The following is a 17817-nucleotide window of genomic DNA, read 5'->3' on the forward strand; positions in this document are numbered from 1 at the left end:
GTCAACGACCGGATAAAAGCGCTATGATGATGTTGTTGTAATGGACATAACATTGTTTCGAGAGAGGCTGGGATAGCATGGTTTATTTGGCTAGCGATGATCGTTATGAAAGCATGAAATATAACCGCACAGGGAGATCGGGCCTTAAGCTGCCCGCCATTTCACTGGGCTTGTGGCACAATTTTGGCGGGATTAACAATGCGGAGAACGGTCGTAACATGGTTACCCGCTCCTTTGATCTGGGGATTACGCATTTTGATCTGGCCAATAACTATGGTCCTCCAGCCGGTTCGGCAGAGGAATTTTTCGGACAAGTGTTGGCTAGTGATTTGAAGCCGTACCGGGATGAGATAGTCATTTCGACCAAGGCGGGTTACTATATGTGGCCAGGACCTTATGGTGAATGGGGCTCACGCAAGTATGTGATATCCAGTCTGGATCAGAGCTTGAAGCGATTGGGGCTGGATTATGTCGACATATTCTACTCCCACCGCTTTGATCCTGATACGCCGCTGGAAGAAACAATGCAGGCTCTGGATCATATCGTACGTTCCGGCAAAGCGTTGTATGTGGGCGTGTCTAATTATAGTGCGGAGCAAACGGCAGAAGCCGCTCGTATTTTGAAGGAACTGGGAACACCGATGCTGATTCATCAGCCCAAATATTCTCTGCTCGACCGCTGGATTGAAAACGGCTTGCAGGATGTGCTGGACGAAAATGGGATCGGCAGTATTGCCTTTTGCCCACTGGCTCAGGGATTGCTGACCAATAAATATTTGAACGGAATTCCCGAGGATTCACGGGCGGCGAGTACGTCTGTTTTCTTAAATGAGAACCATGTGACGCCAGAAACGCTCCGTAAGGTGCGCGCCTTGAATCAGATGGCGGCTGCACGCGGACAAAGCTTGGCTCAATTTTCACTTGCCTGGTCTCTGCGCGGCGGTCGCTTAACCTCTGCTCTGATTGGGGCAAGCCGTGTGAGCCAAATTGAAGAAAACGTTGCTGCCTTGTCCAATCTGGACTTTTCACAGGAAGAGCTGGATCGGATTGATTCGATTCTGAATGCCGGGAACGGACAGGACGGCGGCACAGCCTAAAGGCCCAAAAATATTCCATCATCATCGGTATAACATGCATGTTCTCATACCCGATATACACGCAACAGCCCCCATCGTTGAAGGATGCGGGCTGTTTGCTATGTTCCGAACCATACGGATTGGTTGTTGCCTATGCTGCAACTGAGGATTAATCATCAGACGGAGCAGGAAGCGGATATTGCTGAACCTTGTTTCGATACTGGGTTGGCGACTGACCGCAGAAGCGCTTGAATTGACGCGAGAAATACAAAGCGTCGGTCAATCCCACCGAAGCGGCCACCTGCTCCACCGAAAGCTCGGGACGCTCGCGTAGCAGTTGGCGAGACTTGTCAATTCGCAGCTTGAGCAGATAGGTAACAGGGGAGACGCCCGTTTCCTTCTTGAATATGCGTGACAAATACGCACGGTTATAGCCAAGTCCTTCGGACATTTGTTCGATAGAAACGGGATGCGCGTATTGAGTGGACATATATTGGACCATCTGCTTGACCGTCCGCCGAATTTGCGAATCCGCCCCGGTCGGGTCAGACCAGTCACTTAAATGATTACCCGCTTCCCCCATGATCAGATACAGGTAGCCAAGGGCTGCAAGATGCGAGCTGGATTTTCGGCTGTAAAAGGCTAACTGCATCTGCTCCAAATAGCCGGGGATCAGGCTCTCACTGGAAGCGTGGAAGACAGGCTGATGCACGTGTAGCCCTGCTTCCTGCACCACCTGTTCGGTATGCTGTCCTGTAAACGCAGACCAGCGATACCGCCACGGTTCCTCTTCATCGGAGGTGTAGCTTACAAGCTGACCGGGATGGATCAGGAAAAAATCGTTTTTTTCAAGCTGATATGCGTGCTGCTCTGTTCGGAAGATGCCTTTTCCCGATTCTACGAAATGGAGTAGATAGTAATCATAGAGCTTCGGCCCGACAGCATGACCGGATTTAGTTTGGCTCTCCCCGGCAAAAAGCACGTGCAGCGGGCTTTTTTCATAAAAGACCGGATTGGAGGCCACGGCATAACTATATGAATGCGTTTGCAAATCTGGTCATCCTTCCTAGATTTGTGAATGGTTTAATAGATGCGGTATACTTACATTGTACATATCAAAGTCACATTTATCCATAGCTTTAACACATGGATGCATTACATTGTTTGACGCTTTCATTTATACTGAAATCATAAGAAGTGCCAACCTGATTAAGTTTGTTACAGGGAAGTCAGGGGGCCTTTACTAACGGTGATGAGGTGGATGCGAATATGAACACTACTGAAATAAAGAAACGTTTTATCGACAAATATGGTGAAAGCAGCCATGAGCTGCGGATATTTCATGCTCCCGGGCGTGTCAATTTGATTGGGGAGCATATCGACTACAACGGTGGCTATGTACTCCCGGCTGCACTGGAATTCGGTACAACGCTGATTCTTCGTGCACGAAATGATGATGAAATTCATTTTGCTTCGACAAACCTGTCATATGAAGTGTCCATACCGCGCGGAGAAATAGGTAACAACAAGACGGACGAATGGGTGGACTATCCGGTGGGTGTGCTGGTGGAGCTGGCTGAAAAGGGAGTTTATCCGTCTAGCGGATACGACCTGCTCTATCATGGAGAAATACCGAATGGTGCCGGATTGTCTTCATCTGCTTCCATTGAGGTCGTAACAGGCTATGCGCTGCTCACTGCCGAAAAGCAGGCAACAGACACGGTTGAAATTGCGCTGTTGTCCCAGCGGGCAGAAAACAATTATGTAGGCGTCAATTGCGGCATTATGGATCAGTTCGCCGTAGCGAACGGTGCGGCTGATCATGCGATTCTGCTGATGTGCGATACGCTGGAGTACCGCACGGTGCCTTTCCGTACGGGCGTTTATAAGCTGATCATTGGCAATACGAACAAACGTCGTGGGCTGGTAGACTCAGCCTATAACGAGCGTCGCAGCCAATGCGCCGAGGCGTTGTCGATATTGCAGCAGCAGGAGCCGTCGCTGGAATATCTCGCTCAGCTGGATGAAGCCCGCTTCGGTGAGCTCCAGCATTATATTACGGATGAAACGGTACGCCGCCGGGCACAGCATGTGGTGGAGGAAAACGCTCGTGTTCTGGCTTCTGTCGATGCCCTTGCGGCGAATGATCTTGCAGCCTTTGGACAGTTGATGAACGCTTCACATGATTCGCTGCGCGATCTGTATGAGGTCAGCTGTACGGAGCTGGATGTAATGGTGGAAGAAGCAAGACGTATTCTCGGCACGCTGGGCTCGCGTATGACGGGAGCCGGATTTGGGGGCTGTACGGTTTCACTGGTTCATGAGGACGATGTGGAACGGTTTGTGAAGGAAGTCGGCGAAGCTTATCAGACCCGGACAGGGCTGGAAGCCAGCTTTTATGTATGCAAGGCAGGAGACGGAGTTAAAGAACTGAAGGAGGACGAATGACATGGCCATTTTAGTAACAGGCGGAGCCGGATATATCGGTTCACATACCGTAGCAGAACTGTTGGATCGGGGAGAAGAAGTTGTGGTGCTGGACAATTTGCAAACCGGGCACAAGGCAGCGCTGCTCGGAGGCAAGCTGTATGAAGGTGATCTGAGAGATAAAGAGCTGCTGTCCAGACTGTTCACCGAAAACAGTATCGATGCGGTTATCCATTTTGCAGCCAACTCGCTGGTTGGGGAAAGTATGCAAAATCCGGGTAAATATTATGACAACAACGTATTCGGCGCGTTGAGCTTGCTGGAGGCGATGAAGGATGCTGGTGTGCGCAGAATCGTATTTTCCTCCACTGCGGCTACCTATGGCGAACCGGAGAAGGTGCCGATTGAAGAGGGAGACCGTACGGAGCCAACAAATGTATATGGTGAAACGAAGCTGATGATGGAGCGCATGATGTCGTGGTTTGATAAAGTATTGGGCATCAAATATGTGTCCTTGCGGTATTTTAATGCGGCTGGTGCGCATGACAGCGGCAAAATCGGTGAGGATCATCGTCCGGAAAGTCATCTGATTCCGCTGGTACTCCAGACAGCACTGAAACAGCGCCCGCACATCGCGGTATTTGGTGAGGACTATGCTACACCTGACGGAACGTGCATCCGGGATTACATTCATGTGAGCGATCTGGCAGATGCCCATGTGCGTGCGGTGAATTATTTGCGCGAAGGCCATGACAGCAACGTGTTTAATCTGGGCAACGGACAGGGCTTCTCGGTGAAGGAAGTTATCGAGACGGCACGCAAGGTCACCGGACTCGACATTCCGGTCGTTACAGAGCCACGGCGCGCGGGTGATCCGGCAGTATTGGTTGCCTCTTCTGACAAGGCACGTTCAGTGCTGGGCTGGAGTCCGGCACGTACCCAACTGGAGGACATTATTAGCGGAGCTTGGGGCTGGCATCAGTCGCACCCTCAGGGCTACGGCGACGAATAGACGGGAGACGATGACATGATGAGCGAGAGTCAATCCGCAGATAGAGGTCAAGGCCGGGAACATTCCCGGTATGGGGCCCAAGACATCGACGAAACTGTACAGCAAGCCGCTCTGTATGCGATTGAGCAACTGGTTGCATTCGCACAAAACCGGGGATTGATCGGTCCGCAAGACACAGATTACAGCCGTAATCTGCTGCTGGAGCAGTTCGGGTTTTCGGAGCCTTATTCCGGCGGGGAGGCAGGGGGCATTACAGCCCCCGAAGTTCTCCAGCCTGTGCTTAATGTATTGATTGATTATGGCTATACGATTGGACTCATATCGGAAAACACAGCTACGTACCGTGATTTGCTGGATTCCAAAATTATGGGTCTCCTGATGGCAAGACCGTCTGAAGTCATCCGTGAGTTTCACCAAACGGAGGCTGAACGCGGTATAGAGGCGGCGACAAATGCTTTTTATCAACTGTCCATCGACTCGAATTACATCCGAATGGACCGCGTTGCCAGCAATGTGTACTGGAATCAGCCGACACCTTACGGAGATATGGAAATCACGATTAATCTGTCCAAACCGGAGAAAAGTCCGAAGGAAATCGCAATGGCGAAGCTTCTTCCGCCGCCTGTTTATCCAAAATGTCAATTATGCCGTGAAAACGTTGGGTATGCCGGAAGAGTGAATCATCCGTCCCGCCAAAACCTGCGCATCCTTCCGGTGGAATTGAACGGGGAACCGTGGTTCTTTCAATATTCGCCCTATGTGTACTACAACGAGCATTGCATCGTGTTCCATCACGATCATGTGCCGATGAAGCTTACGAAGGATACGCTGCGGCGGTTGCTGGCATTTACGAAAGCGTTCCCGCACTATTTTATCGGTTCCAATGCCGATCTGCCGATTGTCGGGGGCTCTATTTTGACTCACGATCATTTTCAAGGTGGACGTCATACGTTCCCTATTGAAAAAGCGGAGGTGGACGTTGTGTACCGCAATGAAGCCTTCCCGCAAGTCACAGCAGGTATTGTGAACTGGCCGATGTCAGTGATCCGCTTTACTTCAACGGATGTCGAAGCGTTGCTGGAGGCGGGGAATGCCGCTTTTGAAGCCTGGAAGGCATACAGCGATCCCGCAGCGGATGTCCTCTCTCATACAGAGCAGGACGGAGAAACGGTGCCTCATAATACGGTGACACCGATTGTACGCAGGGATGCCAAAGGAAAGTATCAGATGGATCTGGTGCTACGCAACAATCGGACGAGTAGTGAGCACCCGGAAGGTATTTTTCACCCTCATCGGGAGATGCATCATATCAAGAAGGAAAATATCGGCCTGATCGAGGTTATGGGGCTTGCGATTTTGCCGGGGCGGCTTAAGGATGAACTGGATGAAATTGCAGATATTTTGTGTGGGAACGACGAGTTGGCTGTAGCTATGCAGCAGGAAGGGCATCCGCTATTCAAGCATGTGGACTGGATTTACCAGTTAAACACCCGATTCGGTCGCCTGCCTGACAAGGAGACGGCTGTTCGTACCGTACAAAATGAGGTCGGACTGAAATTCAGTGAAATTTTGGAGCATGCAGGGGTGTACAAGCGCAATTCGGAAGGTCAACAAGCGTTTGGACGTTTTATACAGCAATTGGGTTATATAATAGGTGAATAAAATAAATGCAGGCAGCACATAATACAGTGCGAGAACCCTCCCAAGATATGACATGGAACCATGCTCCTCAGGAGCGTGGTTTTTTTTTCTGAAAAAGAAGCAAATTTGTTTCCTGTAACTGAAAAGGTTATAATAGAGAAGTTTCTTAACATTAAACTTTAGAAAATATTGGAGGCGAACGTTTGCGATGAAAGCATTCGAATTTTATAATCCTACTCAATTGATCTTCGGTAAAGGCCAGTTAGAGGCTCTTAAGCGTGAAGTTCCTAAATACGGTAAACGTGTACTGCTTGTATATGGAGGCGGCAGCATTAAGCGCAGCGGCTTGTATGATAATGTAATAAGTCTACTTAAAGAGATCGGCGCAGAGGTAACGGAACTGGCTGGTGTAGAACCAAATCCTCGCTTGTCTACAGTACATAAAGGCGTGGAATTGTGTAAAACACATCAAATCGACCTCGTACTGGCTGTTGGCGGTGGTAGTGTGCTGGATTGCTCCAAAGCGATTGCTGTCGGGGCGAAATATGATGGCGACATGTGGGATTTTGCAGAGCGTAAAGCGACTCCGCAGGCAGCATTGCCTTTAGGTACAGTTCTGACGATGGCCGCCACCGGTTCCGAAATGAACGCAGGTTCTGTCATTACGAACGAAGAAACACAGGAAAAACTGGGATGGGGCAGCGTATTTGCGTTCCCTGCGTTTTCCATTCTTGATCCGGTAAACACATATTCTCTGCCACAAAATCAAACGGTGTACGGAATCGTGGATATGATGTCACATACGCTGGAGCATTACTTCCATTTGGAATCTAACACTCCGGTTCAGCTTGGCTGGTGTGAAACGATTTTGCGTACAGTTATTGATGCGGCTCCGGGCCTGGTCAACGATCTGGAGAACTACGAGCTGCGTGAAACGATTATGTACTGTGGTACGATGGCGCTAAACGGCTTCCTGAACATGGGGCTGACAGGTGACTGGGCAACTCATAATATCGAGCATGCGGTGTCTGCTGTTTATGATATTCCACATGGCGGAGGACTGGCGATTTTGTTCCCGAACTGGATGAAGCACAATTTGCATGTAAAGCCTGAACGCTTCAAGCAACTGGCTGTGAATGTGTTCCATGTGAACCCGGAAGGCAAGAGTGACGAAGAAGTAGGGCTGGAAGGTATTCAGGCGTTGCGTGATTTCTGGAACTCGATTGGTGCGCCAAGCCGTCTGGCTGATTACGATATTGATGATTCCAAAATCGACGTTATGGCTGATAAGGCTGTGAAATTCGGTTCTTTTGGTGGCTTTAACAAGCTGAATCGCGAAGATGTAGTGGAAATTTACAAAGCATCTCTGTAATCCAGTCATTTAGTCATTCGATATTGCAAGCACGTTTGTACGTCTTGAGACGTATGGACGTGCTTTTTTTGGGTTTGATTTGGAATTTAAGAGGAAAATTTTGAAACTTTTTAAGGTTGAATACGTAAACATAGTTATAGGCTGGAAACCAGACTGAAAAGGTACATGGAAGGAGGAGCCGCATGGAAACCATATTTTGGTGGTTGTTGGCAGGGGGCGCTATCTTTACTGTGGTCAGTGTGTTGATCGGGGATGTGCTTGGTGGTTGGCTGGATGGATTGGAGCTGCCGGGCCTAGATTGGTTCAGACCCGTCGTTTTACTTGGAGCGATGACCGCTTTTGGCGGGGCTGGCGTACTGCTGACAAAATATACCGGGCTGAGCACGGGCTGGGTCGTTGCGTTTGCCCTTGCGATTGCATTTGTGATCGGAGTGCTTGTGTTTTTTGCGTTTATCAAGCCCATGGCGAACTCGGAGGTGTCCAGCGGCTTCTCGATGGGTGAGCTGACCGGAAGGATCGGTGAGGTCACCGTTCCGGTACCTGAGGTTGGTTACGGGGAGGTTATGATCCGCTTGGGTGCAGGCAACACCATACATACAGCATCGAGCTTTGATCACAAACCGCTAGCTGCGGGAACCCGTATCGTCGTGGTTGAGGTCGCAGAGGGTGTCGTCCGCGTAGCATATCTGGACACGTAGACGGCGCATTCGCTTAACTTGAGGGGAGCGTGAACGGGAGTGTCAAGTTTGCAGGATATTGTATTGGTCCCGGGGATTGTCGTCATCGTTATCGTCATATTAGGGATTGCTTTTTGGGCCCGTTACAAAACGGTAGGACCGGATGAAGGAATGATCGTTACGGGTTCATTTTTGGGAAATAAAAATATTTCCGAGGATGATTCCGGTCGTAAAATCAAAATTGTGCGCGGCGGGGGTGCCTTTATATGGCCTATTTTTCAGCAGTCCGAATTTATTTCTTTATTGTCCCATAAACTGGATGTAACAACACCGGAAGTGTATACGGAGCAAGGGGTTCCCGTGATTGCGGACGGTGTGGCGATCATCAAGGTCGGTAGCTCCATTGAGGATGTAGCAACAGCAGCGGAGCAGTTCATCGGGAAGCCGCTAGAGGCCCTTAGGGGAGAAGCTCAGGAAGTGCTGGAGGGCCATTTGCGTGCGATCCTCGGCTCGATGACAGTGGAGGAAGTATATCGTAATCGAGATCGGTTTGCGCAGGAAGTACAGGGCGTGGCTGCTCGCGATCTGAAAAAGATGGGTCTGCAAATTGTATCATTCACGATTAAAGATGTGCGTGATAAGCACGGATATCTGGATGCGCTTGGTAAGCCGAGAATTGCCGCTGTGAAACGGGATGCGGAAATTGCCGAAGCTGAGGCGGTACGGGATGCCCGGATTCAAAAGGCGCGTGCGGAGCAGGAAGGGCAGAAGGCTGAACTGTTGCGTGATACAAACATTGCCGAGGCAGCCAAGGAGAAGGAACTGAAAGTGGCTTCGTTTAAGAAAGAGCAGGATACGGCCAAGGCGGAAGCCGATCAGGCTTATCACATTCAGGAGGCCCGTGCCAAACAGACTGCCGTCGAGGAGCAGATGAAGGTCGAGCTGGTGCGCAAGGAGCGCGAAATTGATCTTCAAACCAAGGAGATTCAGGTGCGTGAAAAACAATATGATGCGGAAGTGAAGAAGAAGGCGGAAGCGGATCGGTATGCGGTAGAGCAAGCCGCTGAGGCGGATAAATCGCGTAAAATGCGTGAGGCGGAATCGCTGCAATACTCGATTGAGACACAGGCTAAAGCGTCAGCTGAACAAAAAAGGCTGGATGGGCAAGCCGAAGCGGATGCGGAACGCGCCAAAGGTACGGCAGATGCTGATGTCATCCGTTTGCGTGGTCTGGCGGAAGCTGAGGCCAAGGAAAAGCTGGCGGAGGCGTTTCAGAAGTTTGGTGAGGCAGCCGTACTCGATATTATCGTGAAAATGCTGCCCGAACTAGCCGGCCGGATTGCTGAGCCAATTGCGTCCATTGATAAATTAACGGTTGTGGATACAGGCAAGGGAGAAGGAGCAGCGCGTGTCAGCAATTATGTCACAGAGCTAATGGCTACGGCTCCAGAGATGCTCAAGAGTGTGTCCGGTATTGATGTAGAGCAGTTAATTAAGGGGCTGACCACGGGGAAAAAGGGCCTTCATTCCGTATCGTCCTCCGGTGAAACGGATAAGCTGCACATTCATGCCCCGGTTGAGGTTGCGCCGCGGGATAAAGAATAGCCGCAGGGCTTACAGGAGCAGATACCCCTTAACAGAAATAAACGCTTTTCATCACAGCTTTTCCCGATTATTGTGATGAAAAGCGTTTTCTTTTTATTGACCTTTAGCGGAATATTTGGTACTTTAACGTGGATTCCTCTGAGCTTCATGCTCTAATTCTTAGGATCAAGGTTCAGATAAAAAGAGGTGCGGATGTGAGCAGCCTACAAGTGGCGAAAGCGCTGAATAACAATGTGATTATCGGGATGCATCCCGAGCATGATGAGGTTGTTGTGATTGGAAAAGGAATCGGTTTCAATCGCAAAAACGGCGATCTTATACCGTTGGATTCAGTTGAAAAATTATTTATATTAAAAAGCCATGAGGAGCAGGAGCAATACAAGCGATTGCTTCCCGAGCTGGATGAAAAGCTCATTGAGGTCATTGGTGAGGTGCTTCACCATGTTCAGCTTCAAGCGAAGAAGCCTCTGAATGAGCACATATTGATTGCTTTAACCGATCACATCGCCTTTTCCATTAATCGTCAGAAGCAGGGCATTACGATCCATAATCCGTTTTTGTATGAAACGAAAGAAATTTACCCTCAGGAATACAAGATGGCTGAACAGGCAGTCTCTTTGATCAAGGACAAGATGGGTGTGGATCTGGGAACAGATGAAATCGGATTCGTGGCCTTGCATATTTACAGTGCCGTGACGAACCAGCATATTTCCGAGGTCAGGAAGGATTCTCGATTGATTGCTGATATGGTACAGGTAGTAGAGACTACGCTGGATTATCGCATTCCTCTCCAATCCCTGGATTACTCACGTCTGCTGACTCATCTGAGGTTTGCGATTGAACGTGTACGTCGGGGAGAGATTGTGCAGGAGATTTACCGATTGGACAAGCTTTTGAATGAAGAGTATCCGGAAATGTATATGTTAGCCTGGAAGCTCACGAAGATTATGGAGAAAAGGCTTCGCAAATCCGTATATCCGGCTGAGGTTAGCTATTTGACGATGCATTTACAGCGGTTGTCCCAACGCAAAGAGCAGGGAGACTAACGTTAGAACAGCTAGAACGAAAAAAGTATTGCCTCACTTTTGGCATAATGCTATACTAAATTTCGTAATGAGCAAGACAACAATTGAATATTTAACGTGTTACTGATTCGATCAGGCATGAGTTGTTTTAAGTTATGATTGTTTACAGCCTACCGGGGTAAGCTATATCCCAAGGTTGTGTTCAAACATACTTAAATCGGCTCATGCCTTTTTTGTTGTTTTGCCTCTGTATTCTAATTTTTAGAGAAGGAAGTGGAACGTATGTTTAAAAAGCTTTTCGGTGTTTTACAGCGTGTCGGCAAAGCTTTAATGCTTCCTGTAGCTATTTTGCCGGCTGCGGGACTTTTATTGGGGATCGGCAACATGTTGGTCAATCCCGATTTTCTCCAGTACATTCCTGCATTAAATGCGGGCTGGGTACAATCGGTAGCGACGATCATGATGAATGCCGGACAAATTGTTTTTGATAATCTGGCACTGTTGTTTGCAGTCGGCGTAGCTGTCGGTCTGGCAGGCGGTGAAGGCGTAGCAGGTTTGGCTGCGATCATCGGTTACCTTGTCATGAACATTACGTTGGGTACAGCTGTGGGTGTTACACCGGGGCTGATCGCTCAAAAAATACCGGGCTATGCGAACGTGTTGGGGATTCCAACGCTGCAAACCGGGGTGTTCGGCGGGATTATCATCGGTATACTGGCCGCGGCCATGTACAATCGCTTTTTCAAAATTGAGCTTCCTTCGTATCTGGGCTTTTTCGCGGGTAAGCGGTTCGTTCCGATTGCAACGGCAGTGTCTTCATTGCTAATCGGACTATTGCTGGTCATTGTGTGGCCTCCCGTACAATCTGGACTGAACGTTGTATCTCACTTCATGGTTGATTCCAACCCGACACTGGCCGCTTTCATTTTTGGGGTCATTGAACGCTCACTTATTCCTTTCGGATTGCATCACATTTGGTATTCACCGTTCTGGTTTGAGTTCGGCGAGTATGTGAACAAGGCAGGTCAAACGATTCATGGTGACCAGCAAATCTTCTTTAACCAGCTTCGTGATGGAGTTGCATTGACAGCAAGTACGTTCCAAGTGGGTAAATTCCCGTTCATGATGTTCGGTTTGCCAGCCGCAGCGCTTGCAATGTATCATGAAGCAAGACCGGAACACAAAAAATATGTAGCAGGTATTATGGGTTCAGCAGCTTTGACCTCGTTCTTGACAGGGATTACGGAGCCACTGGAATTTTCCTTCCTGTTCGTAGCTCCACTGCTGTTCGCGGTGCATGCTGTGTTTGCAGGGCTGTCGTTTATGACCATGCAAATTTTGAATGTTAAAATCGGTATGACCTTCTCCGGCGGATTTATCGACTTCCTGATCTTCGGGATTATTCCGAATCGTACGTCTTGGTGGTACGTCATCATCGTCGGTCTGATTTTGGCGGTTATTTACTACTTCGGATTCCGATTCATCATACGGAAGTTTAACCTGAAAACACCAGGGCGTGAAGAAGCTACAGAAAATGTTGAAGGAGCCGCAGTCGGTACCACAGACGAGCTTCCAGGCAATATTTTGGAAGCTTTCGGCGGGGCGTCCAATATCAAGCATTTGGATGCTTGTATCACACGTCTTCGTATTGAAGTTAACGAGAAGTCCAACGTTGACAAGACTCGTCTGAAACAGCTTGGCGCAGCGGGTGTACTCGAAGTCGGCAACAACGTACAAGCCATTTTCGGTACACGTTCCGACACGATTAAAACGCAAATGGCTGATATTATGGCGGGACGCACACCTGCTCCTGCTCCGGCCTCGGCTCAACCTGCTCCGCAAGAAGAGAAGGAAGCTGGTGAAGAAAAACAGACCATCATCGTTGAAGATATCGTGATGCCTGTTAACGGAGAATTGGTTGATATTTCGACTGTTCCTGATCCGGTATTTGCAGAACGTATGACAGGAGACGGCTTTGCTGTCGTGCCAAATGATGGAACGATTGTGTCACCTGTATATGGTAAAGTATTCAATGTATTCCCAAGCAAGCATGCCATTGGTATCCAATCTGACGGCGGTAAGGAAGTGCTTGTTCATATCGGGGTGAACACAGTGAAACTTAAAGGCCAAGGGTTTGACATTTTGGTGAACGAAGGCGATCTTGTGTCAGCCGGTCAACCGATTATGAAAGTAGACCTGGAATACGTGAAGGCAAACGCAAAATCCATCATCTCACCAGTCATTTTTACCAATCTTCCAGAAGGTTCTTCGGTAACTTTAAACAAAACTGGAGTATTGAAGGCTGGCGAAGATGGTATAATTACGATAAAATAAATTCTATGTGTTTCGGATTAGTGATTAGGCGGCTTGGGTCGCCTGATCATCGACCCGGCTTCACTACACGTATACTGCGTGTAAACAAATATTATCCATAGGAAAGTGGGAGGAACAATTATGCAAACAACTTTTAGAATTACTGATGAAGATGGTATCCATGCACGTCCTGCAACTGCTCTGGTAAATACAGCTAATAAATTCAGCGGTGCTGAATCTTTTGCCGAAGCTAACGGTAAAAAAGTAACTTTGAAATCCATTCTGGGTGTATTGTCTCTCGGTCTGGAACAAGGCGATATTATCAACATCATCTGTGAAGGCGCTGAAGCTGCTGACGCTCTGAAAGCTCTTGAAAATGTAATCGTTAACGAAGGGCTGGGCGAAGTTCATGCTTAAAATTTCCGGGATTGCCGCTTCGGCAGGCATAGCCATTGCCCGGGCGTTTATCTTGGAGCATCCGAATTACGCTGTAGAGAGACGCGCGGTTGGTGATGTTGAAGCTGAAATCGCGAGATTGGATGCGGCTTTGGTACAATCTCAAACCGAATTGGAATCGATTAAGGAGAAAACGCTTCAGGAGCTGGGAGAGAAGAAAGCAGAAATTTTTGCATCTCACCTGCTAATCCTGAATGATCCTGAATTGATCGATCCGGTTAAAGCTAAGATCAGAGACGAGCAGCTTAATGCTGACTATGCTTTGAATGAAGTAGCTACACAGTTTATTTCCATGTTTGAAAACATGAAAAGTGCCTATTTGCAAGAACGCGCATCGGACATGCGTGATGTAACCAAGCGGATCCTGAATCACCTGCTTGGTGTTCATTTTGTCAGTCCTGCAGAAATTGCCGAAGAAACGATTGTGCTTGCAGAAGATTTGACACCTTCCGACACAGCTCAGCTGAATCGCGAATTTGTTAAAGGTTTTGCAACCAACATCGGCGGACGTACTTCGCACTCGGCTATTATGGCTCGTTCACTTGAAATTCCTGCGGTTGTAGGAACGAAAAATATATTGTCCCAAGCTAAAAGCGGGGATTTGATTATCGTCGATGGTCTGGATGGTCACGTATTTGTGAACCCTTCCGAAGAGATCGTTGCGGAATACCAAGCTAAACAGGTAGCATACGACAAGCAACGCGAAGAGTGGCGCAAGCTGCGCGGCGAAGCTACGGTTTCCGTCGATGGTGTGCATGTCGAGCTGGCAGCCAATATCGGTACGCCTAACGATGTAGCTGGCGTTCTGGATAACGGTGGCGAAGGCGTTGGCCTGTATCGTACTGAATTCTTGTACATGGGACGCGATAAGCTTCCATCCGAAGAAGTACAGTACACAGCATACAAAACCGTTCTGGAAAGAATGGAAGGCAAACCGGTTGTAGTCCGCACGTTGGACATCGGTGGCGACAAAGAGCTTCCTTATCTGGATCTGCCGAAGGAAATGAATCCATTCCTCGGATTCCGTGCTATTCGTCTGTGTCTGGATCGTCAGGATATTTTCCGTACTCAATTGCGCGCTTTGCTACGGGCAAGTGTACATGGTAACCTGCGGATCATGTTCCCGATGATTGCTACACTGAACGAATTCCGTGAATCCAAAGCTGTGTTGCTGGAGGAAAAGGAAAAGTTGGTAGCCGAGGGTGTAGCCGTATCTGAAGAAATTCAGTTGGGCATCATGGTAGAAATTCCTTCTACAGCGGTATTGGCTGACCAATTCGCAAAAGAAGTTGATTTCTTCAGTATCGGTACGAACGATCTGATTCAATACACAATGGCAGCGGATCGCATGAACGAGCGGGTTTCTTACCTGTATCAACCATATAACCCATCCATTCTGCGTCTGGTGAAAATGGTTATTGATGCCGCTCACCGTGAAGGACGTTGGGTTGGTATGTGCGGCGAAATGGCAGGGGATACAACAGCAATTCCATTGCTGCTGGGTCTGGGACTCGATGAGTTCAGCATGAGTGCTACTTCCATTCTGCCAGCACGCAGTCAAATTTCGAAATTGTCCCGCGCAGACATGGAGAAACTGGCTGCAAAAGCTTTAGACATGCAAACAGCCGAGCAGGTTGTTGAATTGGTTCAAAGCATTGAAGGTTAAGGAAGGGCATTACATTTTCAAAGGTTATATCTTTTTCCAACAAAAATTGCTGTCTACATACAGCGGCCGGTACCTAACAGATACCGGCTTTTTTGTATGCCTAGAGTTGGAGTTTGCTTTTAGCTGCATGAGCAATTCAATATCGGCTTGCGAGCTGCGGTTGCTTCGTCCAGTCGCGTGACCGGAGTGGTATATGGAGCATTTAGCACCAATTCAGGCGTTTCCTCCGCTTCCCGCGAAATTTGAATCATGGTGTCGATGAAGGCATCAAGCGTCTCCTTGCTTTCCGTTTCTGTCGGCTCGATCATGATACATTCCTCTACATTCAGCGGGAAATAAATCGTAGGTGGATGGTAGCCGAAATCGAGCAATCGTTTGGCAACATCAAGCGTACGCACTCCGAATTTCTTCAAGCCGCGCCCGGACATCACAAATTCATGCTTGCAATACCCCGGATAAGGGATGTCAAAATGAGGAGCCAATCGATGCATCATATAATTGGCATTCAGTACGGCACATTCGGATACTCTCTTCAAGCCGTCAGGGCCGTAGCTGCGGATATAGGCATAGGCACGGACGAGAATGCCGAAGTTGCCGTAAAAGGCTTTGACCCGTCCAATGGAATCTCCCTGCTCCCGGTCCCAGCGGTACATACCCTGCGGATCACGCACGACAAGCGGCTTGGGTAAATACGGAATGAGCCGCTGCTTTACCCCGACAGGTCCCGCGCCGGGACCGCCCCCGCCATGTGGGGTACTCATCGTTTTGTGCAAATTGAGATGCACCACGTCAAAGCCCATATCCCCGGGGCGGGTGATCCCCATAATGGCATTGGAGTTCGCGCCGTCATAGTAGAGCAGGCCACCCGCTTCATGCACAATTGCGGCAATGTCAGCGATTTGCTTCTCGAACAGCCCAAGCGTGTTCGGGTTGGTCAGCATAAGCGCAGCGGTGTCGTTGCCTACGGCTTGACGCAGCGCGTCCAGATCCACCAGCCCCTGCGGTGTGGAGGGGAGGGTGATCGTTTCGAAGCCTGCCACAGCGGCGCTGGCGGGGTTCGTTCCGTGCGAGGAATCCGGCACGAGCACCTTGGTTCGCCGCTCACCACGTGCTTCGTGGTAGGAGCGGATCATCATCAGCCCGGTCCATTCGCCATGGGCGCCCGCGGCGGGCTGAAGGGTGACGGCATCCATGCCGGTTAACGCGGCCAGATCGTTTTGAAGCGTATGGAGTAGCGCCATGGCTCCCTGGATGCTGTCCTCCGGCTGGTACGGATGGATTTTGGCGAAGCCTGCATAACGGGCGACATCCTCGTTTACCTTGGGGTTGTATTTCATCGTACAGGAGCCGAGCGGATAAAATCCGTTGTCCACGCCAAAATTGCGCCGTGACAGGGCGGTATAATGTCGAATAACGTCTACTTCGTATACCTCGGGCAATGCCGCAGGCTCGCTGCGCTGCGCATAATCCGGCAAAAGCTCTGCCACCGGACGGCGGGGAACATCGCATTCGGGCAGAGAATAGGCGATACGGCCCGGTCTGCTCAATTCAAAAATGAGCGCCTGATCATGCTCTTTCATCTGGTTTCGACTGGATTCGACTTCTGGAGTCGGTGTACCCTGATCTAGTCCGGTAGTGTATGTCATAGCAATCCCCCCAAGGTGTGCACGAATTGGTCGATCTCTTCCTTTGTTCGTTGCTCTGTCACGGCAATCAGCATGTGACCTGCATATTCCTCATAATCCCGCCCTAAATCGTAGCCGCCGATAAATCCGGCAGCAAGCAGTCCGGCTTGCAGTTTATTCATATCGGTACCCTCAGGTAACCGCAGGGCAAACTCGTTAAAGGTGGGTGCAGTAAAGGAGGCAGTCACGCCCTTCAAGCCGAGTAGTTGCTCCAATGCGTAACGGCTTTTGTGCAAGTTTAGCTCGGCTACCTCGGCGATGCCCTGTCGACCCATGACGGACAAATACACAGAGGCGGATAAGGCGAGCAACGCCTGATTGGAGCATATGTTAGAGGTGGCCTTTTCGCGGCGGATATGCTGTTCCCGCGCTTGCAAGGTCAGCACGAAGCCGCGTTTACCGTTGCGATCTGTGGTCTGGCCCACTATACGTCCGGGGATACGGCGCATATGCGCCTGAGAAACGGCAAAGTAACCACAGGTTGGGCCACCGAGGGAGGAGGAGATGCCGAGCGGCTGCGCGTCTCCTACGACAATATCCGCGCCCTGCTTACCGGGTGCTTCCAGCAGGCCCAGCGTCAGCGGATTGGCGCTGACAACCATAAGACCCTTGTGGGCGTGGATCAGGTCAGCCATCGGCTTCAGATTTTCCACGGCCCCGAAAAAATTAGGGCTTTGGACCAAAACAGCCGCCGTCTGCTCCGATATGGCCGCCGTTAATGCCTTCACGTCAGTTACACCATCTGCACAGTCGATCTCCACGACATCCAAATCCAGCCCGCGTGCATAGGCCGCCAACACCTGACGTGCCTCCGGATGGACGGTCCGCGATACGATAAGCTGCTTGCGGCGGGGGGGGGGGG

General features: G+C 49.7%; 14 protein-coding genes. 11 read left to right on the forward strand and 3 right to left on the reverse strand.

The genetic code is table 11. From position 1 onward, the window contains the following. The first annotated feature begins 77 nt into the window (after positions 1–77). The gene (gene mgrA / locus L696_RS0102275) at positions 78–1097 is read left to right on the forward strand and encodes an L-glyceraldehyde 3-phosphate reductase (protein WP_025682204.1); all 1020 of its coding nucleotides are present in this window, start codon (positions 78–80) and stop codon (positions 1095–1097) included. Between the two features lie 148 nt (positions 1098–1245). On the opposite strand, the gene L696_RS0102280 is transcribed toward mgrA, so the two are convergent. Beyond that, positions 1246–2127: an AraC family transcriptional regulator gene (locus L696_RS0102280; RefSeq protein ID WP_025682205.1), complete on the reverse strand. Its 882-nt coding sequence runs from the start codon at positions 2125–2127 to the stop codon at positions 1246–1248. A gap of 218 nt (positions 2128–2345) precedes the next feature. Here L696_RS0102280 and L696_RS0102285 point away from each other — a divergent pair, with 218 nt between their 5' ends. The 10 genes from L696_RS0102285 (at position 2346) to ptsP (ending at position 15270) form a co-directional block, all read left to right on the forward strand. Beyond that, complete coding sequence (locus L696_RS0102285; protein WP_025682206.1) at positions 2346–3524, forward strand: galactokinase; 1179 nt, start codon at positions 2346–2348, stop codon at positions 3522–3524. A gap of 1 nt (position 3525) precedes the next feature. Continuing rightward, positions 3526–4515 carry a UDP-glucose 4-epimerase GalE gene (gene galE, locus L696_RS0102290; RefSeq protein WP_025682207.1) on the forward strand — a complete coding sequence of 330 codons (990 nt, stop codon included), beginning with the start codon at positions 3526–3528 and terminating at the stop codon, positions 4513–4515. Between the two features lie 18 nt (positions 4516–4533). Beyond that, positions 4534–6177, forward strand: a complete 1644-nt coding sequence (locus L696_RS0102295) for a UDP-glucose--hexose-1-phosphate uridylyltransferase (RefSeq protein WP_025682208.1) — start codon at positions 4534–4536, stop codon at positions 6175–6177. A gap of 187 nt (positions 6178–6364) precedes the next feature. Beyond that, positions 6365–7528, forward strand: coding sequence for an iron-containing alcohol dehydrogenase (locus L696_RS0102300; RefSeq protein WP_025682209.1), 1164 nt, complete (start codon positions 6365–6367; stop codon positions 7526–7528). Positions 7529–7710: 182 nt separating this feature from the next. Further along, positions 7711–8226, forward strand: a complete 516-nt coding sequence (locus L696_RS0102305) for an NfeD family membrane protein (protein WP_025682210.1) — start codon at positions 7711–7713, stop codon at positions 8224–8226. Positions 8227–8274: 48 nt separating this feature from the next. Beyond that, a complete protein-coding gene (locus L696_RS0102310) occupies positions 8275–9810 on the forward strand; it encodes a flotillin lipid rafts scaffold protein FloT (RefSeq protein ID WP_025682211.1) in 1536 nt (511 codons plus the stop codon). A gap of 194 nt (positions 9811–10004) precedes the next feature. Further along, the gene (gene glcT / locus L696_RS0102315; protein ID WP_025682212.1) at positions 10005–10856 is read left to right on the forward strand and encodes a glucose PTS transporter transcription antiterminator GlcT; all 852 of its coding nucleotides are present in this window, start codon (positions 10005–10007) and stop codon (positions 10854–10856) included. A 261-nt stretch (positions 10857–11117) separates the two neighbouring features. Continuing rightward, positions 11118–13169 carry a glucose-specific PTS transporter subunit IIBC gene (ptsG, locus tag L696_RS0102320; protein ID WP_025682213.1) on the forward strand — a complete coding sequence of 684 codons (2052 nt, stop codon included), beginning with the start codon at positions 11118–11120 and terminating at the stop codon, positions 13167–13169. A gap of 120 nt (positions 13170–13289) precedes the next feature. Then, complete coding sequence (locus L696_RS0102325; protein WP_025682214.1) at positions 13290–13565, forward strand: HPr family phosphocarrier protein; 276 nt, start codon at positions 13290–13292, stop codon at positions 13563–13565. Further along, positions 13558–15270, forward strand: a complete 1713-nt coding sequence (ptsP, locus tag L696_RS0102330; RefSeq protein WP_025682215.1) for a phosphoenolpyruvate--protein phosphotransferase — start codon at positions 13558–13560, stop codon at positions 15268–15270. Before L696_RS0102325 ends, ptsP begins: the two co-directional genes overlap by 8 nt. A 119-nt stretch (positions 15271–15389) precedes the next feature. Here ptsP and gcvPB read toward each other — a convergent pair whose 3' ends face one another. After that, a complete protein-coding gene (gene gcvPB / locus L696_RS0102335; RefSeq protein WP_049827244.1) occupies positions 15390–16850 on the reverse strand; it encodes an aminomethyl-transferring glycine dehydrogenase subunit GcvPB in 1461 nt (486 codons plus the stop codon). 62 nt (positions 16851–16912) lie between these two features. Beyond that, positions 16913–17817, reverse strand: a 905-nt coding sequence (gcvPA, locus tag L696_RS0102340; RefSeq protein WP_025682217.1) for an aminomethyl-transferring glycine dehydrogenase subunit GcvPA, incomplete at its 5' end; no start/stop codon positions are given.

Origin of the sequence: Paenibacillus maysiensis, from assembly GCF_000520815.1 — a bacterium.
Taxonomy (GTDB): Bacteria; Bacillota; Bacilli; order Paenibacillales; family Paenibacillaceae; genus Paenibacillus; species Paenibacillus maysiensis.

Coding starts and splice junctions, on each gene's coding strand:
- mgrA (WP_025682204.1), top strand. CDS start 78: ATGGTTTATTTGGCTAGCGATGATCGTTATGAAAGCATGAAATATAAC.
- L696_RS0102285 (WP_025682206.1), top strand. CDS start 2,346: ATGAACACTACTGAAATAAAGAAACGTTTTATCGACAAATATGGTGAA.
- galE (WP_025682207.1), top strand. CDS start 3,526: ATGGCCATTTTAGTAACAGGCGGAGCCGGATATATCGGTTCACATACC.
- L696_RS0102295 (WP_025682208.1), top strand. CDS start 4,534: ATGAGCGAGAGTCAATCCGCAGATAGAGGTCAAGGCCGGGAACATTCC.
- L696_RS0102300 (WP_025682209.1), top strand. CDS start 6,365: ATGAAAGCATTCGAATTTTATAATCCTACTCAATTGATCTTCGGTAAA.
- L696_RS0102305 (WP_025682210.1), top strand. CDS start 7,711: ATGGAAACCATATTTTGGTGGTTGTTGGCAGGGGGCGCTATCTTTACT.
- ptsG (WP_025682213.1), top strand. CDS start 11,118: ATGTTTAAAAAGCTTTTCGGTGTTTTACAGCGTGTCGGCAAAGCTTTA.
- L696_RS0102325 (WP_025682214.1), top strand. CDS start 13,290: ATGCAAACAACTTTTAGAATTACTGATGAAGATGGTATCCATGCACGT.
- ptsP (WP_025682215.1), top strand. CDS start 13,558: ATGCTTAAAATTTCCGGGATTGCCGCTTCGGCAGGCATAGCCATTGCC.
- gcvPB (WP_049827244.1), bottom strand. CDS start 16,850: ATGAAAGAGCATGATCAGGCGCTCATTTTTGAATTGAGCAGACCGGGC.